The organism is Caballeronia sp. LZ029 (assembly GCF_031451275.1).
GTDB lineage: Bacteria > Pseudomonadota > Gammaproteobacteria > Burkholderiales > Burkholderiaceae > Caballeronia > Caballeronia jiangsuensis.
The window spans coordinates 319,446-341,194 of sequence record NZ_JARUXO010000004.1 but is presented as its reverse complement, the minus strand read 5'-3'; the positions used below and the strand labels follow the sequence as shown (position 1 = coordinate 341,194).

Below are 21,749 nucleotides of genomic sequence, written 5' to 3'. Positions count from 1 at the left end.
CCATGCTGACGCGTCGCCAATTCCTGTGGTGCGCAAGCGCGAGCGCCGGCGCGATGCTCGTCGCGCCGCAACTCGTGTTCGCCTCCGCCGAGACCGACCGGCGTTTCGTCTTCGTGATCCAGCGCGGCGCGGCGGACGGCCTGAACATCGTCGTGCCTTATGGCGATCCCGCGTACGCGACGCTGCGCGGGCCGCTCGCGATCGACGCATCGAGCGCGACGAAGCTCGACGGCACGTTCGCGCTGCATCCGTCGATGAAGCAGGTCGCGCAGATGTATCGCGACAGGCAGGCGCTCTTCGTGCACGCGGTGGCGTCGCCGTATCGCGAGCGCTCGCATTTCGACGGCCAGAACGTGCTCGAAACGGGCGGCAACGCGCCTTATCAAATGAAAGACGGCTGGATGAACCGCCTGCTGTCGATGCTGCCCGCGCCGCGCGCCGATGCCGTCGCGTTTGCGCCGACCGTGCCGCTCGCGCTGCGCGGACGCGCCGAGGTGACGTCCTATGCGCCGTCGTCGTTGCCGCAGGCGCCCGACGATCTCCTCACGCGCGTCTCGCAACTCTATGCGGGCGATGCGCAGCTTCATCCGCTTTGGGATGCCGCGATGCAGGCGCGCGGTCTCGCCGCCGACGCGGGCGCGCGTCAGGATCCGGCGAGCCTCGGCAAGCTCGCGGCGAGCTTTCTCGGCAAGCCCGACGGCCCGCGTATCGCGATGATCGAGACCGGCGGCTGGGACACGCACAGCGCGCAGAACCCGCGCCTCGCCGCGCAACTGAAAGCGCTCGACACGATGCTTGCCGCGCTGCGCGATGGACTCGGAGAGCACTGGGCGAACACGACGGTGCTCGTCGCGACCGAGTTCGGCCGCACGGCGGCGGCGAACGGCACGGGCGGCACGGATCACGGAACGGCGTCGGCGGCGATGATCGTCGGTGGCGCGGTGGCGGGCGGGCGCGTGCTCGCGGACTGGCCGGGGCTTGCGAATGCGTCGCTGTATCAGGCGCGTGATTTGAAGCCGACGATCGGGCTCGATGCGGTTATTGCGAGCGCGGCGGGGGAGACTTTCGGCATCGATCCGCAGCGCGTTGGTGGGACGCTGTTTCCGGATTCTGGCAGTCAGGCATTCGGGCGGCGGATTTTGATCGGTTGAGGCGGTTGTTTTTTCGCCGGATCCCGGTTTCGTGTCGGTTTATTAGCACTGCCCCTCCCCGGGGCGGGGGTCACTTTCTTTGCTGCTGCAAAGAAAGTAACCAAAGAAACAGCTTCTCATCGCCCGCGGTCACACGCACGTTAGCTATGCTTGCCAGCCGCCCGTGGCCCTCGCCTAAGTGTCGCCCTCACAGGCCCACTCGGGCTTGGCTCGCGCACGGTCTGCCACCCCAAATGTTTTGGTGCGCTGGTTCAGCACCGGCACAGCGCTACGCGCTGCCGTTGGGTATGCGAGGGAAACCGTCGAAGAAGAAGCCCACGCGCACCCGATTGACCCATCGGCCGCGAAGCGGGCCGGAGCTATTTGGTGCTGAACCAGTGAAGCAAGCGCCGCGATGTGTCAGACCGTGCGCGGTCCAAGCCCCGCGAGACCTTCGAGGGCACTCGCTATTGCCGGGCCATTCAGCCAATCGTCTGTGCCGCGGCCGGCGTGAAGTGCTTAGGCTGGGGATAGCTGTTTCTTTGGTTACTTTCTTTGCAGCAGCAAAGAAAGTGACTGCCGCCCCGCACAGGGGCAGTGCTAATAGACCGACACGAATACGGGATCCGGCAACAAACCCGACTGCGCCCTCAACCCTTCGAAAGCAGAGCCGCGACATGCGTCGAATGAGTCTGCTCGGCGATATCCCTCGCAGTCATGCCACGATCGTCACGCAGATCGCGTTTCGCGCCGCGCGCGAGCAGCATCGACGCTGTCTCTTCCTGATCGTAGCCCGCCGCCCACATCAGCGCCGTGAGGTGATTACGATAAGCAGCGTTCACATCGACGCCCGCATCGAGCAAACGCTGCACGATAGCCGTATGCCCGCGCCCGGCCGCATATTCGATCGCGGTCTTGCCGACGCGATCGGTCGCGGCGGCATCCGCATGATGCGCGATGAGCAGCGCCGCGATTTCCTCGTTGCCGTCGAAGGCCGCGGCCATCAATGGCGTGATGCCCTGAACGTCCGCCTGGCTCACGTTCGCGCCGCGCTCGATCAGCATGCGCGCCATCGGCGTCAGACCTTTCTTGCACGCGCTGATGAGCGGCGTGTCGCCGATGCGGTTGCGTGAATCGATCGCCGCGCCTTCGTCAATGAGACGCGCGACTGCCGCCTGATCGCCGTCGCGGGTCGCGGCAAGCAGACGCTCGTTGAGCGTGTAGGCGTCCTGCTGCGCGTAAGCCAACGCGCACGTCATCGACAGAACGAGTGTCAGCAAGCGAAGGGGTTTTGTCATCGTTATAAGGGCCTTCGTAAAGCGTCATTGCAGATTCGCGATGTAGTTCGCCAGGTTCTCGATGTCCGCGTCCGTCAGATTCTTCGACACGCTCGTCATGTTGCCCGCGTCGTTGGTGCGCTTCCTGTCGCGGAAGTCCTGCAACTGCTTCACGATGTACGGATACTGCTGCCCCGCGACGCGCGGAATCTCGTTTTGCCCCGAAAAGCCGCCGAGGTGGCACATCGTGCAGAGAATCTCTTCGGACTTCTTCCTGCCCGCCTCCACCTTCACCGCGTCCGCCTTGAAGTCGGTGGCGATCGGCTTTTGCGCGGCGAAGTAATCGGCGAGATCGTGCATGTCGTCGGTTGTGAGGTTCGCGGCCATCGGCGACATGCGCGGATCGCTGCGTCGGCCCGCCTTGAAGTCACGCAATTGCAGATAGAGATAGCGCGATGTCTGCCCCGCGAGCGAGGGATAATCGCCCGTCGTCGAGTTGCCGCCGAGCCCGTGGCACGACGTGCAGACGGCAGCCTTGGCGGCCGCCGTCTGCGCATTCGCGCGGGACAGGGAAGGCAGCGACAGCAGCACGCACGCGACAATCCACAGCACGTAGACGAGCCAGACCCGCATACGTTTCGCGCGCGTCATCATCAAGGCAGCGCGAACACGAGCAGACTGTTGCCGCGCTTGAAGTCGAGCTGCGTGTTGCCGCCCGCCGCGACCGCGATGTATTGCTTGCCGTTCACCATGTACGACACCGCCGGCGCATTGACGCCCGCGCCGCACTGGAACTCCCAGAGCTTGCGGCCGGTGGCGGCGTCGAAGGCGCGGAAGAGCCCGTTGCCTTCGCCGTTGAACACGAGACCGCCCGCGGTCGCGAGCACGCCGCCGATCAATGGCTGATCGGTCTTGTAACCCCACGCGATCTTGCCGGTATCGACATTCACCGCGACGAGCCTGCCCCATTGCTGCTCGGACGGAATCGTCTTGAACGCGCCGCCGAGCCACAGCTTGCCGCCGGGATACGCCGCTTCCTCGACCTGATACGTCATCGGCTGATGCAGGTTCGCCGCGTAAGCCATGCGCGTCTTCGGGCTGAACGCCATCGGCGACCATTCGACGCCGCCGTTCGCGCCGGGCAGCATGCGCGCGCCGGTCGGTGTCGGCAGGGTCCACACGCCTTCCTGCGGAATCATCGCCTCGGAAATGCGGATGAGCTTGCCGTCGCGGCGATCGTGCACGTAGACGAAGCCGGTCTTGCCGCCGTGGAGTATCCCCGGAACCATCTGTCCGTTCTTGTCCTTCACGTCGACGAGGATCGGCGGGCTCACCGCGTCGAGATCCCATACGTCATGCGCGATGTACTGGAAGTGCCACTTGTACTTGCCGGTATCGAGATCGACGGCGACGAGCGAATCCGTATAGAGATTGTCGCCGGGGCGAATCGCGCCATACAGGTCCGGCGACGGATTGCCGACCACGAAGTACACCGTGCGCGTCTTGCGATCGATCGCGGGCGCCATCCACACGCCGCCGCCGAGCGTCTTGTTGAAGTCGCCGCCCTTCTCCGCGAGCGTCTTCTTCTCGGCCGCGATGTCGCGCTTCATGTTGCGGCCGACCGCGTCGTTCTCCGCCCACACGCCTTCGCTGCCCGTGTCGGGAATCGTGTAGAAGGTCCACAGCAACTGCCCGGAGTTCGCATCGAACGCCTTCACGAAGCCGCGTATGCCGTACTCGCCGCCGTTCGTGCCGATCAGCACCTTGTCGTCGACGACCACAGGCGCCATCGTCTCCGAATAGCCCTCTTCCGGATCGGCGATCTGCGTCGACCACAGCACGTTGCCGGTCTTCGCGTCGAGCGCGACGAGCTTCGCATCGAGCGTGCCCATGAAGAGCCGGTCGCCCGAGATCGCCACGCCGCGATTGTTCGGACCGCAGCAGAAGGTCGTGACCGGTCCCATCTTGTGCTTGTAATGCCAGAACTCCTTGCCCGTCACCGCGTCGATCGCATAGACGTGGTTATACGACGTGGTGAGGAACATCACGCCGTTCGAGACGATCGGCGCGGTTTCCATCGACTCCATCACCGCCGTCTGGAAGATGAACGCGGGCTTGAGCTTCGCCACATTCGACGTATTGATCTGCGTCGCGGGCGCATAGCGCGTTTCGGCATACGATCCGTTCGAATGCAGCCAGGACGCACTGTCGCCCGCGGCGCCGTCGAGTTGTTGCTGCGAGATGGGTCGCAGCGAACTCGGAACCGGCGCGGCTTGCGTCGTGTTGGTGTTCTGGATTTCGTCGGCGCCCGAGGCTTCGTGCGATGTCACGATTCCGAAAGCACCGAAGGCAACAATGAGCGGAACGAGCGAGGTACGGGAAAAACCGGCCATGTCAGTCTCCCAAATAGTTTTTGTGTCGTCCTCGTGGTGCGCGGCGGAGCATGACTTGCCCTCTTCTGCGCCCGCAAAAAAGAATAGGCAATTTAAAAAGGCATTTCCAGATTTCGTGCAAAGACTGCGTTCGACGCGTCACGCATCGGACGAAGGGTATTTCAGGGGCAGGCACGCCGCGATTTTTAGTAGTATGGATTGGCGTGCCGTTGTGTTGCGGCCCTCACGCCGGGAACAGCTTGCCGGATCGCCGGCTTTCGCTTATCGCTTGTTCATCTCTCGCTGCGCGCCACGCCCGTACCCGAGCGCCGCATCGACCATCACCATTCATCCGGACGCACCATGCCAATCCCTTACAACGGGCAGCCGAATCCGAATCCACGCCAGCCGGTGGACATCGCGCGCATCCTGCTCGTCATCACGATCCTGACCGCGCTCACGGTCGGCAGCCTCTACGTCCTGCGCCCGTTTCTGCCGGGCCTCATCTGGGCCACGACGATCGTCGTCGCGACCTGGCCGCTCATGGTCGGCGTGCAGCGTCGCGTCGGCAACCGCCGCTGGCTCGCGACGACCGTGATGCTGCTGATCCTGCTGATCGTCATCGTCCTGCCGCTCTACGAAGCGATCTCCACGCTCGCGCTGCACGGCGGCGAGATCATGGCGGCCATCAAGAGCCTGCCTTCCTATGCGCTGCCGCCGCCGCCGGGCTGGGTGCACGACATTCCGCTCGCGGGCGCGCGCGTCGCGACCGAATGGCAGTCGCTCTCCGACGCCGGTCCCGGCGGCCTGCTCGCGAAGCTCGAACCGTACGTGACGATCGCCGCGCGCTGGATGCTGTCGCATGCCGCGGTCGTCGGCGTGTTCGTGATGCACATGGTCATCACCGTCATCATCTCCGGCATTCTGTACATGAACGGCGAGGCGGCCGGACGCTTCGTCACGCGCTTCGCGACGCGCATCGCAGCGCGCCGTGGCGCGGAAGCCGTCAAGCTCGCCGGCCTCGCGATCCGCGCGGTGGCGCTCGGCATCGTCGTGACGGCGGTCACGCAGTCGGCGCTCGGCGGCATCGGGCTCGCGCTCGCGGGCGTGCCGGCCGCGGGCATCATCACGGCCATCATGCTGATGCTGTGCCTCGCGCAGATCGGCCCGCTGCTGCCGCTACTGGGCGGCGTCGCATTTCTTTACTGGCACGGCTCGAACGTCGCCGCGTCGCTGCTGCTCGTGTGGTCGATCATGATCGCGATGCTCGACAATTTCCTGCGGCCCATTCTCATCAAGCGCGGCGTGAATCTCTCGATGTTGCTGATTCTTTCCGGCGTGCTCGGTGGCATGTTTGCATTCGGAATTGTCGGATTATTCATCGGTCCCGTCATTCTCGCGGTGACGTCGACGATTCTTAATGCGTGGATCAACGAGCAGCCGCCGCTGCCGCAAGTCGAAGCGACGAGCAACGAAGAAATCGCGCAAGCCGCGTCCACACGGGATCTCGCGGATGCATCGAGGAGACAGACCTGATTGATAAATATATTCGTATTTTGTTGATTTTATTCCCGCCAATCAGATTGCGCTTAAATCGAGAATTCGGACTCTTACGAAAATGAGATTCTCTCCGAGTTAATGCGCTGTTTTACGATTATTCGACGGTGTGAATCCGTTACAATGCATTCCGTTGCTATTTGCCCGGTTGAGGGCGTAGGGGATTGACCATGTCTTTACGTGACGTGGAAGCCATCGATTACATCGGAGTGAATATCCTTTTCAAGCGCGTATACGTCGGACTCTTCGATGATCTCGACTGGCGCAATGAAAAGGAGCATCAGGATTTGCTCACGAAAAAGATCGACCGATACATCCGTTACATTCGTTCGGGACAATTGCTGCTGAGCTATCCGAAAGTTCGCGGCTATGAGATCGTGATCCAGTATGTGTCGATGCATCCCATGACGCCGTCCGGGGTCGAGTTCTGGAAATCGCGCGAGCGCGTGCTGACCGACGCCGGCTACAAGGCGCACATCCGTGGCGTGGATGTGCGTCGTTCGCTCGGCATCGAGGTCGACAAACCGGAGCACGTACGTACGGAACCCGTCGAGCCGCCCGCGCTCGAAGTGCTCGACGCGGACCCGCGCACGAAGCAACTCGCGGATGTCGCCGATATTTCATATCTTCCGCCCCTGACGCCCAAAACGCGCCGGCAGCAAGCGCTGCCCGTGCTCAGGCGGCTCGTGATGCGACAGGCCGCCAGTCACTGAAGCGAATCATCCTGCGCAATCGAACAAAAAGCGGCGTGGCTCAACTCTGAGCCCGCCGCTTTTCTCTTGCGCGCTGCCGATTACCTCACGCCGCTCAATGCCGACGAAGCGACGGACGGCACCGAGATGCCGTTGGTCTTCGCGTACTGCACCGCCTGCGTGAGCGTCTGCACCAGCGACTGCAACTGTCCCGGCGCGGATTGCGCGATATAGCTCGCAGCCTGCGCGGTCGCCGGATTCGAGCCGGCCTGCAGGAGCGACGACATGTTCATCGAATTGGTCACCGAGCCGAGATTCGACTGCAATCCGGCGTACTGTTTCACGCCCTGCCCGAGCGAGGCGAGGCCGTCGCTGAAGCTTTGCTTGCTCGCGGCCGTCGGCGGCGGCGTCGAGCCGCTCGTGAACGCCTGCATCAACGATTGCGATACGCTCTGCTGCGTGCCGCCGAGTTGCGACAGCACGCTCGTGCTCGGCACGCCGCTCCCGCCCGATGCGCCCGACAACACACCCGCCGCCGATTGCGCCTGACTCGCGACGCTCGACATGCCCATCGCCGATGCGAGATTCGATTGTCCCGAGAGCACTTGCTGGTTTGCGCCGAGATAGCCCTGCACGAGCGAATTCAGCGCGGAAGGCTGCGCCGCGCCGTTCGCGCCGCCCGCCACCTCGGAACTGCCGCTGCCGAAGCCGAATTGCTGGAGATTGAGTTGTGCATACGATGCGGCCGGCGCGATCAACGCGAATGCGATGCCGGCCGACAAAACTGCGAGCCGTGACGTACGGTTCGGCATGGTCGGTTCCCCTCTTGAATTGTCCGATGATCGATAAGCCCCGTTCGACCATCGGTCATTTCGCCGGTTCGCCGCAGAAACATTTGCTTGCGATTTCCGTCAGGAGATTACGCGCCTAGGTCCGCGAGCGGATGCATCTCCCGGCGCCACGGCGACGAGAGAAAGTGCTGCACGCGCTCGGCCCGCACCTGCGCGAGCGTGGTAGGCGCGAAACGCGGCCGCTCGTCCTTGTCGATGATGAGCGCGCGCACGCCTTCGACGAAATCGCCGTCGTCGATTGCGCGGTACACGACGCCCAACTCCATGCGAAAGCAATCCGCGAGCGTCATCTGGCGGCCGCGCAGGAGCGCGTGGTACGTCACTTCGAGCATCGTCGGCGAGTGGCTCTCGAGCGTGGCGAGCGTCGTGCGCGCCCAGTCCGATTCGTCCATCGCCAGCGACGCGGTGATGCGCTCCGCGCCGCCCGTCGCGCAGACGCTGAAATGGCGTTTGATCTGCGCGCGGATATCGTCGAGCGGCGCGTGACGTTCGATGTTCGCGGCCGGCACGAACACGCGCTTCAGTTGCGTCATCGCGTCCTGCGCATCGTCCCAGCGCAGATTGTCGAGTCGCTCGATGAAGCCGCGCAGCCATGTCGACGGCACGCATTCGTCCGCGAGCCCGACGCGCTTCGCATCCGCGCCCGAAAGACGCGCGCCCGTCAGGCCGACATACAGCGCGAGATCGCGCGGCAGCACGCGCAGAAAGTGCGTCGCGCCGACATCGGGCAACAGGCCGATGCGCGTCTCGGGCATTGCCATACGTGTGCGCTCGGTCGCGATGCGCAGCGCCGCGCCCTGCGCGAGCCCCATGCCGCCGCCCATCACGATGCCGTCCATCAGCGCGATCACGGGCTTCGCGAAACGATGCACCGTGAAATCGAGCCGATATTCGTCGATGAAGAATTTCAGCCACGGCGTCTCGTGATGCGGATCGTTGCGCGCCGCGTGGTAGAGCTTGCGCACGTCGCCGCCCGCGCAGAACGCCTTGTCGCCCGCGCCGCGCAGCACGACCGCCGCGATGGCGTCGTCCGCGGCGCATTGCGCGAAGCGTTCGGTGAGAAGCGCGATCATGTCGTGCGACAGCGCGTTCAGTGCGTGCGGCCGGTCGAGCGTGACGATCGCCACGCGGTTGACGATCTCGAAGCCGACCGCCGGCGCGTCGCGCAACAATCCCTGCGTGCTCATGACACGCTCCACTTCGGCTTGCGCTTGTCGAGAAACGCGGCGACGCCTTCGCGCTGATTCGCGCCATCGAAAAGATCGACGAAGCGCTCGCGCTCCAGCGCCAATGCCGCGCGGCGCGGCACGCCTTCGCGCGCGGCGTGAATCAACGGCTTCGAATATGCGACAGCATCCGGGCTCATCGATGCGACGCGAGCCGCGATCGTCAACGCGGCTTCATAAGCGCCGCCGCTCGCGACCACTTCCTCGACGAGACCGATGCGCAATGCGGTCTGCGCATCCACGCGCTCGCCCGTCAGGATGATGCGCTTCGCCCAGCCTTCGCCGACGAGCCACGGCAGCGTCTGCGTACCGCATCCGCACGGCAAGAGCCCGACCGACGCCTCCGGCAGCGCCATCTGCGCATGTTCCTCGGCGATGCGGATATCGCAGGCGAGCGCGCATTCGAGTCCGCCGCCCATCGCATAGCCGTTGATCGCGGCGATGGTCACCGCGCGTGCGTTCTGCAACGCCTCGAATGCCGCGCCGAAGCGCTGCGCGGCGACGCGTGCGTGCGCCTTGTCGCCATCGGCGAACTGATTGAGGTCCGCGCCCGCGCTGAAGAACTTCGGGCCGGCGCCCGTCACGACGATCGCGCGCACGTGCGCATCGCGGTTCAGGCCGTCGATGGTTTCCTGCAGCGTCGCGAGGCCATCGGCCGTGAACGCGTTGGCCGGCGGACGGGCGAGACGTATCGTGACGGTTGCACCGTCGCGCGTGACTTCGATCATCGTGGGGATTCCTTTTTAGTCGGCTTTGCTGGTCTGGCGCAGCTCCGGGAAATCCTCTTCCCAGAACTCGAATTCGCCGCGCGCGCCGTCCTGCGTGCGCGCGATTTCCTGTCTGCGCAGATCGACGCGGCGGATCTTGCCGGAGATCGTCTTCGGCAATTCCGCGAATTCCAGACGGCGAATGCGCTTGTAGGGCGCGAGCCGCTCGCGTGAGAACGCGAACACGCTTTTCGCGAGTTCCGGTCCGATGGCATAGCCGTGGCGCAGCGTGACGAACGCCTTCGGCACCGACAGGCGCAGCGGATCGGGGCTCGGCACGACGGCCGCTTCCGCGATCGCCTCGTGTTCGATCAGCACGCTCTCCAGCTCGAACGGGCTCAATCGATAATCCGACGACTTGAACACGTCGTCCGCGCGGCCGACATAGACGAAATAGCCATCCGCGCCACGCGCCGCGACATCGGACGTGCGATAGAAGCCGCCGCGCATCGCGTTTTCGGTGGCTTTGGGATTGTCGGCGTAACCGGTCATCAGGCCGAGCGGCGGCGGATCGAGCACGAGCGCGATCTCGCCTTCCTCCGCCGCGTTGCCGTCGGGATCGAGCAGCGCCACGCGATAACCCGGCAGCGGACGGCCCATCGAGCCGGGCACGAGCCGCTGACCCGGCGTGTTCGCGATCTGCGCGGTGGTTTCGGTCTGTCCGTAGCCGTCGCGGATCGGCACGCCCCAGGCCGCCTGCACGCGCTCGACGACTTCGGGATTGAGCGGTTCGCCCGCGCCGACGATCTCGCGCAGCTTCACCTCGTACGACGCGAGCGGCTCCTGCACGAGCATGCGCCACACGGTCGGCGGCGCGCAGAGCGTCGTGACTTCGTGCCGGACGAGCACGTCGAGCGCGCGGGTCGCATCGAAACGGCTGAAGTTGTAGATGAACACGCACGCCTGCGCATTCCACGGCGCAAAGAAGCAGCTCCACGCGTGCTTCGCCCAGCCGGGCGAACTGATGTTCCAGTGCACGTCGCCGGGTTGCAGGCCGATCCAGTACATCGTCGACAGATGGCCGACCGGATAGCTCTGATGCGTATGCGCGACGAGCTTCGGCTTCGACGTCGTGCCCGACGTGAAATACAGCAGATAGGGATCGTTCGCGTTCGTTACGGCATCCGAAACGAATTCAGGCGAGGCATCGTAAGCGGCTTCATACGCGAGCCAGCCCTCCTTCGCGCCGCCCACGGCGATGCGCAGGCCAGGCACCTCGATGTCGTGAAACTTTTGCGTCTCCGCCGCATCGACGATCACGTGCTGCACGCCGCCCAACGCGATGCGGTCGCGCAGGTCGGCGGGTGCGAGCTGCGTGGTCGCGGGCAGCACGATCGCGCCGAGCTTCATCGCGGCGAGCATCGTTTCCCATAGCTCGACGCGGTTCGGCAGCATCAGCAGGATGCGCTCGCCGCGCTTCACATCCAGCTCGCGCAAATGATTCGCGACGCGCGCCGAACGCTCGCTCATCTGCGCGAAGGAGAGACGCGTCTCGCCACCGCCTTCATCGACGATATGCAGCGCGGGCGCATCGTTGCCTCGTGCCATCGGGTCGAAATAATCGAGCGCCCAGTTGAAGCGATCGAGCGACGGCCATCTGAAGTCGCGATACGCGGTGTCGTAATCGGTGCGATGAGCAAACAGAAAGTCTCGTGCTTCGATGAAAGCGTGGGCGTCGTTCATTGCGTCTCCTGTCGTTTTTTTAAGCGCGAGTCAAACGTTGCGTGCGATTACCATCCGCTGCACTTCGCTCGTGCCTTCGTAGATCTGCGTGATGCGCGCATCGCGATAATGACGCTCCACCGGATAGTCCTGCAGATAGCCGTATCCGCCGTGAATCTGAATCGCATCGGAGCACACGCGCTCGGCCATTTCCGACGCATACAGCTTCGCCTGCGATGCCTCCGACAGGCAGGCAATGCCTTCCGTGCGCATACGCGCCGCGTGATGGATCAAAAGACGCGCGGCGTTGATCTGCGTCTGCATGTCGGCGAGCATGTTCGCGACCGACTGATGCTCGTGGATCGGCTTGCCGAACTGCACACGTTCCTTCGCGTAGGCGCGCGCCGCATCGAAGGCCGCGCGCGCGATGCCGAGCGCCTGCGCCGCGATGCCGATGCGCCCGCCCTCCAGATTCGACAACGCGATCTTCAAACCCTCGCCGCGTTTGCCGAGCAGATTGGCGGCGGGAATCGCGCAATCGTCGAAGGTGATCGGACAGGTATCGGACGCGCGGATGCCGAGCTTGTGCTCCGGTGCGCCGACGTTGAAGCCTGGCGTGTCCGTCGGCACGATGAAGGCCGAGATGCCGCGCTTGCCCTGATCGGGATCGGTGACGGCGAAGACGATCGCCACGCCCGCGCGCTTGCCGTTCGTGACGAACTGCTTGCTGCCGGAGAGCACCCACTTGCCGTCCTTTTCGACGGCGCGCACGCGCAGGTTGTTCGCTTCCGAGCCGGCCTGCGGCTCCGTCAAACAGAACGCGCCGATGATCTCGCCGCTCGCCAGCTTCGGCAGCCATTCGGCCTTTTGCGCGTCGGTGCCGTAGGCGAGGATCGGGCCGCAGCCGACGGAGTTGTGCACGCTCATCATCGTCGCGCAGGACGCGCAGCCGGCCGCGATCTCTTCCATCGCGAGCGCGTAGGCGGTGTAGTCGCTGAAGGTGCCGCCGAGTTCGGCGGGCACGACCATGCCGAGCAGGCCGAGTTCGCCCAACTGGCGCACGACGGCGTCGGGAATGGCGCCGTCCTTGTCCCACTGGCCCGCGTTCGGCGCGAGCACTTCGGTGGCGAACTGGCGAGCCGCGTCGCGGATCATGCGCTGCTCTTCGGTGAGGAATGCGTCGATCATGTTTCGTCTTCGGTGAATGAGGCTGGGGCGGCGGGTCGTATCGATCGTATACACTTTCTGGCCGCCGCCGGGTCGGTCGATGAAGGGCGGATGGGCCGTCTGAGCACGAGTCTAGGCAATCGCCGGACGTTAGCCGATGCCCAAAACGATCACGCTAACTGAGCGCTTTGGCCACCTAGTGACAACCCCAAGTCCCAAAAAGAAGATCGAGCGCGATTCGATTTCCGTGAGTCTCGTCGAAGCGGCATTGCGATGCGCCGAGGCGCGCGGCGTCACGCGCGAGCATTTGCTGGCCGCAGCGGGCATCGCGCCGGCGACGCTCGAATCGCCGCGCGCGCGCGTGTCGCCGATGCAGTACGGCAAGCTGTGGAACGCCACCGCCGACGCGCTCGACGACGAGTTTTTCGGCCAGGACGCGCATCCGATGCGGCGCGGCAGCTTCGTGCTCCTGTGCCACGCCGCGTTATCGTCGCGCGACGGCGCGCAGGCGCTCGCGCGCATCGCGAACTTCATGCGCCTCGTGCTCGACGAGCTGACTTTCGAGCTCGATCTCGACAAAACGCGCGTGCGCATCTGGCTCGATGACAAAGGCCCGCCCAAGACGATGTTCGCCTACGCGACGGGCTTCATCCTCGTGTATGGGCTGCTGTGCTGGCTGGTCGGGCGGCGCATTCCGGTGCTGGCGGCGCATATGCGCTGTCCCGAGCCCGCCGACAGCGACGAATACCGGCTGATGTTCTGCAACGATCTTCGATTCGACGAGACGCGCTCGTTCGTCGATCTGTCGGCGGAATGCGCGGCGCTGCCGGTCGTGCAGACGCCCGCGACGCTCAAGCGCTTCCTGCGCGACGCGCCGGCGAACTTCATCGTGAAATATCGCAATCCGGATTCGCTCGCGGCGCGCATCAGAACGCGCCTCAGGCAAACCGCGCCGACGGACTGGCCCGAAGCCGAGAGCATCGCTTCGGCGCTCCACATGGCCGAAGCGACGCTGCGTCGCCGCCTGAAGCAGGAAGGACTCACCTATCAGACGATCAAGGACGCGTTGCGGCGCGATCTCGCGATCGCGCGTCTCGCGCACACGCAGCAGACGATCCCGCAGATCTCCGATGCGCTCGGCTTCGCGGAACCGAGCGCGTTCCGGCGCGCGTTCAGAAAGTGGACGGGCGTGCGGCCCGCGGATTATCGCCGGGAGGGCTGACTGCGGGCGCGCTTTCGGGCTGCTATATTGAATCGACGATGACCTCGCATCACGGAGCGCGCCATGAAGAAAGCCAGCCGAGATGAACGTTCGAAGCAGGATCGGCCGGACCCGGCCAACGAAGAGGACTTGCTCGACGAAGCGCTGGAAGAAACCTTTCCCGCCAGCGATCCGATCGCCGTGCATCCGGAGCCGGACACCCCGAAGGACGGCAAAAAGAAGTAGTTATTCGCCCGCTTCGGGCTCGTCCGGGCTCGACAGCAGCACCACGAGCTTTTCCACATGCTGGTGCAGAAGCTTCACGTGCTTGTCGATCTGTTCGAGACGCCCGGTCAGGTCGGCCTTCGCCGATTCGCTCATGCGATCCGACGCGATGAGTTCGTCGACCTTAGGCTGCATGCCTTCGACCTGAAGCAGCCCGAGCTGGCGCTCCAGACGGCGCAAATCCTGTGACAGTAGTTCGCGATTCTTGCGAAAGAGCAGATCGCGTCGGTTCGTCTCGGCCTGTTGCTGGGCGAGATCGGCGACGCGGCGCGTCGCTTCGGTCTGGGAAAGCAGCGGTTCGGGGCCGCGCAGCACGGAGCGCTTCGGCGCGGGATGGGCCGTGCCGCGAAACACGGCCATCGGCGTTTCCTCGTCAATCGCGCGCAGGACGTCCGCCGGAACCTCCTCCAACGTGCGGCGCTCGTCCATCCAGTGCGGCGGCAGGCCGGTCACGAGCTCGATGCCGCGCACGAATTCCTCGTTGAAATCGCGCTGACCGGCGACGATCAGCTTCATGAACGTCGGCGAGAAGCTCATCATGCGCGCGAGGCGCGCAGCGCCGCCCGGCGTCCCAACCAGCACGTTCAGATTGGACCGCCAGACAAGGAACAGCGTTTCGTCGAAATCTTCCATGAACAGGCTCCAGGCAGACCGACGCGCCCGATCGTGCGCATCAGCGTTGCGCGCGCGAGATCCGCGCGCATGCATATCCGGTTCCCGAATATCGCTGCGCACCTCGACCGGTGCGCCGTCCACATACCGCATAAAACACCATACTAACGTCATCGGCAAGCGTGGCGGATATGGCACGCGCGCGACGCGACAGTTGTGTCGTCGCCACACGCGTGCCGCCGGCCCGCTTACGGCTCGTTGCGCAGATAACCTTCCTTGCTCGGATCGAGCATGCGCCAGGAAACGATGAGCGAAATCGCGCACATCACGGTGACGTACCAGAAGAAGGTCGATTCGCTGCCCACCGATTTCAGCCACAGCGCGACGTATTCCGCCGAGCCGCCGAACACCGCGTTGGCGACCGCATACGACAGGCCGACGCCCAGCGCGCGCACTTCCGGCGGGAACATTTCGGCCTTGATAAGACCGCTGATCGACGTATAAAAGCTCACGATCGCGAGCGCGATCACGACCAGCACGAACGCCATGACCGGGCTCGCCACGGTGGAAAGCGCGTGCAGCAGCGGCACCGTGCCGATGGTCGCGAGCGCGCCGAACCACAGCATCGACGCGCGGCGGCCGATACGATCCGACAGCGCGCCGAAAACCGGCTGCAGCAGCATATAGACGAAGAGCGCGGCGGTCATCACGTTGCTGGCGGTTTTGGCATGCATGCCCGCCGTGTTGACCAGATACTTCTGCATGTAGGTCGTGAACGTGTAGAAAATCAGCGAGCCGCCCGCCGTGAAGCCCACGACGGTCATGAACGCGGCCTTGTGCTTCATCAGCCCGGCGAGCGTGCCCGCTTCCTTGCGATCGCGCGTTTCGGCGGTCGAGGTTTCGTCGAGCGAGCGTCGCAGGTAAAGCGAAACCAGCGCCGCGCACGCGCCGATGAAGAACGGCACGCGCCAGCCCCACGCCTTCAGCTCTTCCGTCGACAGAAACTGTTGCAGAACGACCAGCACGAGCAGTGCGGCAAGCTGCCCGCCGATCAGCGTCACATACTGGAACGACGCGAAGAAACCGCGCCGGCCGCGCAGCGCCACTTCACTCATGTAGGTCGCGCTCGTGCCGTACTCGCCGCCGACCGACAATCCCTGGAACAGGCGCGCGATCAGAAGCAGAAACGGCGCCCACGCGCCGATCGATGCGTAGGTCGGCAGGAAGGTGATGACGAGCGAGCCGCCGCACATCATCAGCACGGAGATCATCATCGCGTTGCGGCGGCCGTGCTTGTCGGCGATACGTCCGAACAGCCAGCCGCCGATCGGGCGCATCAGGAACCCCGCCGCGAACACGCCCGCGGTGTTCAGCAACTGAACCGTCGGATTGCCGCCCGGAAAGAACGCCGACGAAAAATACAGCGCGAGGAACGAGTAGATATAAAAGTCGAACCACTCGACGAGGTTGCCCGACGAGGCCCCGACGATTGCGAAAACGCGGCGCCGGGTGTCCTCTGCGGTATAAGCGGGAAGGTCGGTCATGTTGTTTCTGATCTCTTGGTCACTGTCTGGATGGCGTTTGCCGGGGCTCGTGACCCCGGTCCGGGCGCTCTTGCGGCGTTCGGGCGCAAGTTTATACGACGGTTCGGGCGAAAGCGCGCTCACGTGGCGCGCCGAACACGGCCGGACGACATAGGCGAATTCGCGCAGTCGCGCGGTTGCGCCGTGTCCGACGATCACGTCAGGCGTCCGCCGAGGCTTGCCGCAAAAGCATTCGCCGCCCTTGCGACCGGTTTATGCGACGCTTTCGACGCGATCCGCCGATGCCTCGGTCGTCCACGTTAGGTAATTACCCTGATCGAAGATTTTGCTGACTATTTATCGATAAAGTCTCGGAATCACGATTCGCATCGACGAGGACCGCATGAAACCGCATCAACCGATCACCCTCGACGCCGCGCTGGCGTCGAAGTTCGCCCAGGTCGCGCTCGGCCATCTGACGCGCGAATATCCGAACAAGCTCGATCACGTGATGGCGAGCGAGGCCGATGTCCAGAGCCCGCGCGCGCTCCATCCGATCTTCTACGGCAGCTTCGACTGGCATTCGTGCGTGCACGGCTACTGGCTGATCGCGCGGCTCTACGACCGCTTTCCCGGATTGCCGGAGGCGCCGCGCATCCGTGCGGTGATCGACGGACATTTCACCGATGCCAACGTCGCGGCCGAAGTCGCGTATCTGCAACGCCCGGCTGCGCGCGGTTTCGAGCGGCCCTACGGCTGGGCGTGGCTGCTCGCGCTCGCCGCACAACTCCACTCGATGCCTTCCGACGACGGCGCGCGCTGGGCCCGCACGCTTGTCCCGCTCGCCGACGCGTTCGTTGCGCGCTTCGAGGAATTTCTGCCGAAATCGACGTATCCGCTTCGGGTCGGCACGCACTTCAACATGGCGTTCGCGCTGACGCTCGCGATCGGCTACGCGCGCGCCACGCGCAACGCGGGCTTCGAACGCCTGCTGAGCGATACGGCCTTGCGCTGGTTCGAGACGGACGAAGGCTGCCAGGCGTGGGAGCCGGCGGGCGACGAGTTCCTGTCGCCGTCGCTGATGGAAGCCGTGCTGATGCGCCATGTGCTGCCGGGCGATGGCTTCGTCGGCTGGTTCGAGCGGTTTCTGCCGCGCATTGCCGCGCGAGAGCCGGCGACGCTCTTCACGCCCGCCACGGTCACCGATCGCAGCGACGGCAAGCTCGCGCACCTCGACGGCCTGAACCTCTCCCGCGCGTGGTGCCAGCGCACGATCGCCCGCGCATTGCCTGCTGGCGACGCGCGCATCGCGGTGCTCGAAACGGCCGCGAACGAACATCTCGCGTCGGGCATCGCGCACGTCGCGGGCGATTACATGGGCGAGCACTGGCTCGCGACCTTCGCGCTGCTGGCGCTCGAAGCCTGATCCGCCTCAGACGCGCGGCTGAAACGCGATCACGCCCATGCCGATGAGCGCGATCGCCGCGCCCGCGATGTCCCACGCCGTCGGCCGGATGCGATCGACGGCCCACAGCCAAGCGATCGCCACGCCGATATACACGCCGCCGTACGCGGCATAGATGCGCCCAGCGGCGGCGTCGTGGAGCGTCAGAAGCCAAGCGAACAGCGCGAGCGACAGCGCGCCGGGCACGACGAGCCACGGCGAGCCGCCCTCCCTGAGCCATCGATACGGAAAATAGCAGCCGGCGATCTCGGCGACGGCAGTGACGACATAGAGCGCGAATGTATTCATGACGCGCATTATCGACGTCCGCCCGAAGTTGCGTCGCCATCGCCGCGCCCGGACAATGACGCGCTTGTCACGAACCGCCGGCCCGAACACCTTGCAGACGCCCCCACAAAACGATTCGACCGAAACCGCCGCGCTGCCCGTGCATTGGCACAAGCGCGTGTTGACGCTCGCGTTTCCGATCGTCCTCGCCAACCTCACGCAGCCGATTCTCGGCGCGGTCGATACGGCCGTCGCCGGGCACCTCGACGGGCCGCAGTATCTCGGCGGCGTCGCGCTCGGCGGGCTCGTGTTCAGCTTCGTGTTCTGGGGCTTCGGCTTTCTGCGCATGGGCACGACGGGACTCGTCGCGCAGGCGTTCGGCGCGCACGACGACGAGGCGTTGCGCGCGAGCGTGCTGCGCGCCCTGCTGCTCGCGCTCGCGATCGGCGCGGCGGTGCTGGCGCTGCAGGTGCCGATCATCCGCTACGGGCTCGTCGCGCTGGGCGGCAGCGCCGCCGTGCAGGACACCGCGAGCGCTTACTGTCATGCGCGCATCTGGGCCGCGCCGTTCGCGCTCGGCAATTACGTCGTGCTCGGGTATTTGCTCGGCTGTCAGCGCGTGCGGCTCGCGCTCGTCACGCAGATCTTCATCAATCTGGTGAATATCGTCGCGGTGCTGCTGTTCGTGTATCGCTTCGACTGGGGCATCGCGGGCATCGGCGCGGCGACGGCCTTCGCGGATTTTTGCGGCTTCGCGCTGGGCGTCGCGATCCTCTGGCATTCGCGTCCGCGCGGCCTCTCACCGCTCGCGCCGCGTGCGATCTTCGATGCGCACGCGCTCAGGCGGCTCGTCGCGATCAACCGCGACATCTTCATCCGCACGATCTGTCTGCTCGGCTCGTACGGCTGGTTCGCGCACCTGGGCGCGCGCGAGGGCGACGCGATCCTCGCCGCCAACGCCGTCCTGCTCAATTTTCAGACCTTCATGTCGTTCGGACTCGACGGCTTCGCGCACGCGGCCGAAGCGCTCGTCGGCGCGGCGGCCGGCGCGCGCGACCGTCACGCGTTCCGGCAGGCCGTCAAGATCACGATGTTCTGGTCGGCGATCGGCGCGGCGGGCTTCTCGGTCGTCTACTGGATGAGCGGCGAATGGATCATCGGCAAGCTGACCGATCAGGCCGTCGTGCACGCGGCGGCGGTGCGCTATCTGCCGTGGGCGTCGATTCTGCCGCTCGCATCGGTGGCGGGCTTTCAGCTCGACGGCGTGTTCATCGGCGCGACCCGCACGCATGAACTCATGAAAGCGATGGCCGTCTCGCTCGCGGTGTTCCTGCTCGCCGCCTGGGCGCTCGCGGGATCGCTCGGCAATCACGGACTGTGGCTCGCGCTCACGCTTTTCATGGTGGCGCGCGGCATTACGCTGGCGGTTCAGGTGCCCGCGATCGAGCGCGCGTCGTGCGCGCCCGATCGGACGTGAGTCACTGCGGAAGCGGCTTCACGGCGGCGAGCCCATCGAGCAGCGCCTTGTGGAACGCCGCCGGGTCCTGCATCTGCGGCGCGTGGCCCAGTTCGGGAAACTCGACGAGCCTCGCGCCCTCGATGCGTTCCTTCGCCAGCTTCGCGAGATCCGGATAACGGCCGAGCATCGGGCGAATCTCGGGCGGGGCGAAATCCTTGCCGATGGCGGTCGTGTCCTTGTCGCCGATCAGCAGCAGCGTCGGCGTTTTCAACTGATCGAATTCGTAGACGACCGGCTGCGTGTAAATCATGTCGTAAATCAGCGCCGAGTTCCACGCGACGACGTCCTTGCCCGGCCCGCGATACATGCCCGCGAGCATCTGCACCCACGGTTCGTAATCGGCGCGCCATTGGCCGGAGTAATACGTGCTCGTCTCGTAACGGCGGATGCCATCGGCGCTCGTTTTCAGCTCGCGCGCGTACCAGTCGTCGATCGATATCGACGGCACGCCTTTCGCCTTCCAGTCTTCGAGCCCGATCGGATTCACGAGCACGAGCTGCTCCGTCTCACGCGGATACATCAACGCATAGCGTACCGCTAGCATGCCGCCCGTCGAATGCGCGATGAGCGTCGCCTTCGATACGCCGAGCGCACCGAGCAGCGCATGCGTGTTGCGCGCGAGCTGCTGGAAGCTGTACTGATAGCGCGCGGGCTTGGTCGACTTGCAAAAGCCGATCTGATCCGGCGCAATCACGCGATAGCCCGCATCGGTCAAGGTTTCGATGGTCTGCTTCCAGGTCGCCGAACAGAAGTTCTTGCCGTGCAGAAGCACCGCGGTGCGGCCGTTCGGATGCAGCGGATGCACGTCCATATAGGCCATGCGCACGACCTGGCGCTGCGACGTGAGCGCAAACTGCGCAACCGGATACGGATAGTCGAAACCTTGCAACTCGGGACCATAGGCGGGACCGTCATTGCTGGTCGATTGCGCGGCGTCCTCGGCATGCGCGTGAAACGCGCAGGACAACGCGAGAGACAACACCAGAGAACGAAGAACGGACGAATTCATTTTTGGTTTCGGGATGACGTCGGCCGACGCATTCTAGCGCGCCTGAATTTCACACGCGCACGCGCGCTCGCCCGCCCCGCGCGCTGTCCCGAGCGCTTATACTTGCGGCCCCGAACGTCGACTGGACCTTCTCAAGCATGCCATTCCGCATCAAGGCATTCGCCGCCGCGCTCTTCGCATTCGTCTGTGTCAGCGCATCCGCGAACGACTGCCCGCAGTTCAGTCCGAACGGCCGCGCGCCCGTCGTCGTCAATTCGAAGATGCGCGCGGCGACGCAGGAAGTCTGCTACACCGACTTCGCGCTGCTTCACTCCGGCGTCACGAAAGGCCCGCTCTGGTCGGCGGAGCATCTGACCGCGAACAGCGTCGATGAAGCGAAGAACAACACGCGCACCAATCGCTTTTTCGTCGACAAGCGCCTGCCGCCCGGCGATAGCGCGCAGCTTTCCGATTACAAGAAGAGCGGCTACGACCGCGGCCACATGAGCCCCGCTGGCGATCGCGCGAGCAAGAAAGGCATGGCCGAATCGTTCTCGCTCGCGAACATCGTGCCGCAGGATCCGTCGAACAACCGGCGCATCTGGTCGCGCATCGAGCAAGCGGTGCGCAGGCTGACCGAGGAATCGGGCGAGGCGTTCGTCGTCACGGGGCCGCTTTTTTCAGGACGTCAGTTGCAGACGATCGGCGAATCGCGCGTGTTCGTGCCGACGCAACTGTATAAGGTGGTTTATCTGCCGCAGCGTCAGATCGCGTTCGCGTTGGTGGTCGAGAACACGCCGACCAACACCTACACGATGAAAACCGTGCGCGAGCTGGAAGCGATGAGCGGCCTCGCGTTTCCCGGCATACCGGACGCACTGAAGGACAAACGAATTGGAGGGTTGCAAGGTGTTTAAGCCATTTGCGAACGATACGGACGTGTTGAACATCGCGGGCGACGCGGTCAACATCGAAAACGGCGTGAAGCGCCTGACGATCAACGCCGATCTGACGATCGCGCGCGACAAGGCGGGACTCGCAAACGCGCTCGCGCTTCAGAAGGCGATCGGTGCGATCATCGAAGCATTGCAGAGCGATGCGTCGCTGCCCGCGAAGCTGCCCGACGAACCGGGCGCGCCGTCGGGCACCGCCGACAATCCGTTCATCTGAAGCGGCGATCGTCGGAAA

General features: G+C 64.7%; 21 protein-coding genes. 9 read left to right on the top strand and 12 right to left on the bottom strand.

Annotation, left to right across the window (positions count from 1 at the left end):
- Positions 1–2: 2 nt before the first annotated feature.
- Complete coding sequence (locus tag QCE73_RS27525; protein ID WP_309884436.1) at positions 3–1,151, top strand: DUF1501 domain-containing protein; 1,149 nt, start codon at positions 3–5, stop codon at positions 1,149–1,151.
- A 629-nt stretch (positions 1,152–1,780) separates the two neighbouring features.
- Here QCE73_RS27525 and QCE73_RS27520 read toward each other — a convergent pair.
- The 3 genes from QCE73_RS27520 to QCE73_RS27510 are packed head-to-tail and all read right to left on the bottom strand — an operon-like array spanning position 1,781 to position 4,800.
- Positions 1,781–2,428, bottom strand: coding sequence for an ankyrin repeat domain-containing protein (locus tag QCE73_RS27520; RefSeq protein ID WP_309884435.1), 648 nt, complete (start codon positions 2,426–2,428; stop codon positions 1,781–1,783).
- 24 nt (positions 2,429–2,452) lie between these two features.
- On the bottom strand, positions 2,453–3,040 hold the full coding sequence (locus tag QCE73_RS27515) for a c-type cytochrome (RefSeq protein ID WP_309884434.1): 588 nt from the start codon (positions 3,038–3,040) through the stop codon (positions 2,453–2,455).
- A 20-nt stretch (positions 3,041–3,060) separates the two neighbouring features.
- Positions 3,061–4,800: a PQQ-binding-like beta-propeller repeat protein gene (locus tag QCE73_RS27510; protein WP_238292806.1), complete on the bottom strand. Its 1,740-nt coding sequence runs from the start codon at positions 4,798–4,800 to the stop codon at positions 3,061–3,063.
- Positions 4,801–5,142: 342 nt separating this feature from the next.
- On the opposite strand from QCE73_RS27510, the gene ydiK reads away from it, so the two are divergent.
- Positions 5,143–6,315, top strand: coding sequence for an AI-2E family transporter YdiK (gene ydiK / locus QCE73_RS27505; RefSeq protein WP_075583862.1), 1,173 nt, complete (start codon positions 5,143–5,145; stop codon positions 6,313–6,315).
- A gap of 191 nt (positions 6,316–6,506) precedes the next feature.
- Complete coding sequence (locus tag QCE73_RS27500) at positions 6,507–7,049, top strand: DUF6572 domain-containing protein (RefSeq protein ID WP_309884433.1); 543 nt, start codon at positions 6,507–6,509, stop codon at positions 7,047–7,049.
- Between the two features lie 80 nt (positions 7,050–7,129).
- On the opposite strand, the gene QCE73_RS27495 is transcribed toward QCE73_RS27500, so the two are convergent.
- From QCE73_RS27495 to QCE73_RS27475, 5 genes are all read right to left on the bottom strand, one after another.
- A complete protein-coding gene (locus QCE73_RS27495; RefSeq protein ID WP_238214672.1) occupies positions 7,130–7,840 on the bottom strand; it encodes a hypothetical protein in 711 nt (236 codons plus the stop codon).
- 107 nt (positions 7,841–7,947) lie between these two features.
- Positions 7,948–9,066: an enoyl-CoA hydratase/isomerase family protein gene (locus tag QCE73_RS27490; RefSeq protein ID WP_309884432.1), complete on the bottom strand. Its 1,119-nt coding sequence runs from the start codon at positions 9,064–9,066 to the stop codon at positions 7,948–7,950.
- Positions 9,063–9,833, bottom strand: coding sequence for an enoyl-CoA hydratase (locus tag QCE73_RS27485; RefSeq protein WP_309884431.1), 771 nt, complete (start codon positions 9,831–9,833; stop codon positions 9,063–9,065). Before QCE73_RS27485 ends, QCE73_RS27490 begins: the two co-directional genes overlap by 4 nt.
- 15 nt (positions 9,834–9,848) lie before the next feature.
- A complete protein-coding gene (locus QCE73_RS27480) occupies positions 9,849–11,555 on the bottom strand; it encodes an AMP-binding protein (protein WP_309884430.1) in 1,707 nt (568 codons plus the stop codon).
- A gap of 30 nt (positions 11,556–11,585) precedes the next feature.
- On the bottom strand, positions 11,586–12,719 hold the full coding sequence (locus tag QCE73_RS27475) for an acyl-CoA dehydrogenase family protein (protein ID WP_187605608.1): 1,134 nt from the start codon (positions 12,717–12,719) through the stop codon (positions 11,586–11,588).
- A 181-nt stretch (positions 12,720–12,900) separates the two neighbouring features.
- Between QCE73_RS27475 and QCE73_RS27470 the strand changes: the two genes are divergently transcribed.
- Both QCE73_RS27470 and QCE73_RS27465 read left to right on the top strand, forming a co-directional pair.
- The gene (locus tag QCE73_RS27470; protein ID WP_309884429.1) at positions 12,901–13,923 is read left to right on the top strand and encodes an AraC family transcriptional regulator; all 1,023 of its coding nucleotides are present in this window, start codon (positions 12,901–12,903) and stop codon (positions 13,921–13,923) included.
- A gap of 63 nt (positions 13,924–13,986) precedes the next feature.
- Positions 13,987–14,148: a hypothetical protein gene (locus tag QCE73_RS27465; RefSeq protein WP_187605201.1), complete on the top strand. Its 162-nt coding sequence runs from the start codon at positions 13,987–13,989 to the stop codon at positions 14,146–14,148.
- On the opposite strand, the gene QCE73_RS27460 is transcribed toward QCE73_RS27465, so the two are convergent.
- Positions 14,149–14,820, bottom strand: a complete 672-nt coding sequence (locus QCE73_RS27460) for a hypothetical protein (RefSeq protein ID WP_035502568.1) — start codon at positions 14,818–14,820, stop codon at positions 14,149–14,151.
- Between the two features lie 227 nt (positions 14,821–15,047).
- The gene (locus QCE73_RS27455; protein ID WP_035502514.1) at positions 15,048–16,343 is read right to left on the bottom strand and encodes an MFS family transporter; all 1,296 of its coding nucleotides are present in this window, start codon (positions 16,341–16,343) and stop codon (positions 15,048–15,050) included.
- Between the two features lie 382 nt (positions 16,344–16,725).
- Between QCE73_RS27455 and QCE73_RS27450 the strand changes: the two genes are divergently transcribed.
- Positions 16,726–17,748: a DUF2891 domain-containing protein gene (locus QCE73_RS27450; RefSeq protein WP_309884428.1), complete on the top strand. Its 1,023-nt coding sequence runs from the start codon at positions 16,726–16,728 to the stop codon at positions 17,746–17,748.
- A 6-nt stretch (positions 17,749–17,754) separates the two neighbouring features.
- Here QCE73_RS27450 and QCE73_RS27445 read toward each other — a convergent pair whose 3' ends face one another.
- A complete protein-coding gene (locus QCE73_RS27445) occupies positions 17,755–18,075 on the bottom strand; it encodes a YnfA family protein (RefSeq protein WP_035502565.1) in 321 nt (106 codons plus the stop codon).
- A 91-nt stretch (positions 18,076–18,166) separates the two neighbouring features.
- On the opposite strand from QCE73_RS27445, the gene QCE73_RS27440 reads away from it, so the two are divergent.
- Entirely contained in the window at positions 18,167–19,531 is a 1,365-nt protein-coding gene (locus tag QCE73_RS27440; RefSeq protein ID WP_309885266.1) for an MATE family efflux transporter, read from the top strand.
- 1 nt (position 19,532) lies between these two features.
- On the opposite strand, the gene QCE73_RS27435 is transcribed toward QCE73_RS27440, so the two are convergent.
- Entirely contained in the window at positions 19,533–20,582 is a 1,050-nt protein-coding gene (locus QCE73_RS27435; RefSeq protein WP_309884427.1) for an alpha/beta hydrolase, read from the bottom strand.
- Positions 20,583–20,719: 137 nt separating this feature from the next.
- Between QCE73_RS27435 and QCE73_RS27430 the strand changes: the two genes are divergently transcribed.
- Positions 20,720–21,478, top strand: coding sequence for a DNA/RNA non-specific endonuclease (locus QCE73_RS27430; protein WP_309884426.1), 759 nt, complete (start codon positions 20,720–20,722; stop codon positions 21,476–21,478).
- Positions 21,471–21,731, top strand: a complete 261-nt coding sequence (locus QCE73_RS27425) for a hypothetical protein (RefSeq protein ID WP_309884425.1) — start codon at positions 21,471–21,473, stop codon at positions 21,729–21,731. The genes QCE73_RS27430 and QCE73_RS27425 overlap by 8 nt, the downstream gene beginning before the upstream one ends.
- The last annotated feature ends 18 nt before the right edge of the window (positions 21,732–21,749 follow it).

Bases quoted from the DNA above. Each gene is read 5' to 3' on its own strand.
- QCE73_RS27525 (WP_309884436.1), top strand. From the start codon at position 3: ATGCTGACGCGTCGCCAATTCCTGTGGTGCGCAAGCGCGAGCGCCGGC.
- QCE73_RS27520 (WP_309884435.1), bottom strand. From the start codon at position 2,428: ATGACAAAACCCCTTCGCTTGCTGACACTCGTTCTGTCGATGACGTGC.
- QCE73_RS27515 (WP_309884434.1), bottom strand. From the start codon at position 3,040: ATGCGGGTCTGGCTCGTCTACGTGCTGTGGATTGTCGCGTGCGTGCTG.
- QCE73_RS27510 (WP_238292806.1), bottom strand. From the start codon at position 4,800: ATGGCCGGTTTTTCCCGTACCTCGCTCGTTCCGCTCATTGTTGCCTTC.
- ydiK (WP_075583862.1), top strand. From the start codon at position 5,143: ATGCCAATCCCTTACAACGGGCAGCCGAATCCGAATCCACGCCAGCCG.
- QCE73_RS27500 (WP_309884433.1), top strand. From the start codon at position 6,507: ATGTCTTTACGTGACGTGGAAGCCATCGATTACATCGGAGTGAATATC.
- QCE73_RS27495 (WP_238214672.1), bottom strand. From the start codon at position 7,840: ATGCCGAACCGTACGTCACGGCTCGCAGTTTTGTCGGCCGGCATCGCA.
- QCE73_RS27490 (WP_309884432.1), bottom strand. From the start codon at position 9,066: ATGAGCACGCAGGGATTGTTGCGCGACGCGCCGGCGGTCGGCTTCGAG.
- QCE73_RS27485 (WP_309884431.1), bottom strand. From the start codon at position 9,833: ATGATCGAAGTCACGCGCGACGGTGCAACCGTCACGATACGTCTCGCC.
- QCE73_RS27480 (WP_309884430.1), bottom strand. From the start codon at position 11,555: ATGAACGACGCCCACGCTTTCATCGAAGCACGAGACTTTCTGTTTGCT.
- QCE73_RS27465 (WP_187605201.1), top strand. From the start codon at position 13,987: ATGAAGAAAGCCAGCCGAGATGAACGTTCGAAGCAGGATCGGCCGGAC.
- QCE73_RS27460 (WP_035502568.1), bottom strand. From the start codon at position 14,820: ATGGAAGATTTCGACGAAACGCTGTTCCTTGTCTGGCGGTCCAATCTG.
- QCE73_RS27455 (WP_035502514.1), bottom strand. From the start codon at position 16,343: ATGACCGACCTTCCCGCTTATACCGCAGAGGACACCCGGCGCCGCGTT.
- QCE73_RS27450 (WP_309884428.1), top strand. From the start codon at position 16,726: ATGAAACCGCATCAACCGATCACCCTCGACGCCGCGCTGGCGTCGAAG.
- QCE73_RS27445 (WP_035502565.1), bottom strand. From the start codon at position 18,075: ATGAATACATTCGCGCTCTATGTCGTCACTGCCGTCGCCGAGATCGCC.
- QCE73_RS27435 (WP_309884427.1), bottom strand. From the start codon at position 20,582: ATGAATTCGTCCGTTCTTCGTTCTCTGGTGTTGTCTCTCGCGTTGTCC.
- QCE73_RS27430 (WP_309884426.1), top strand. From the start codon at position 20,720: ATGCCATTCCGCATCAAGGCATTCGCCGCCGCGCTCTTCGCATTCGTC.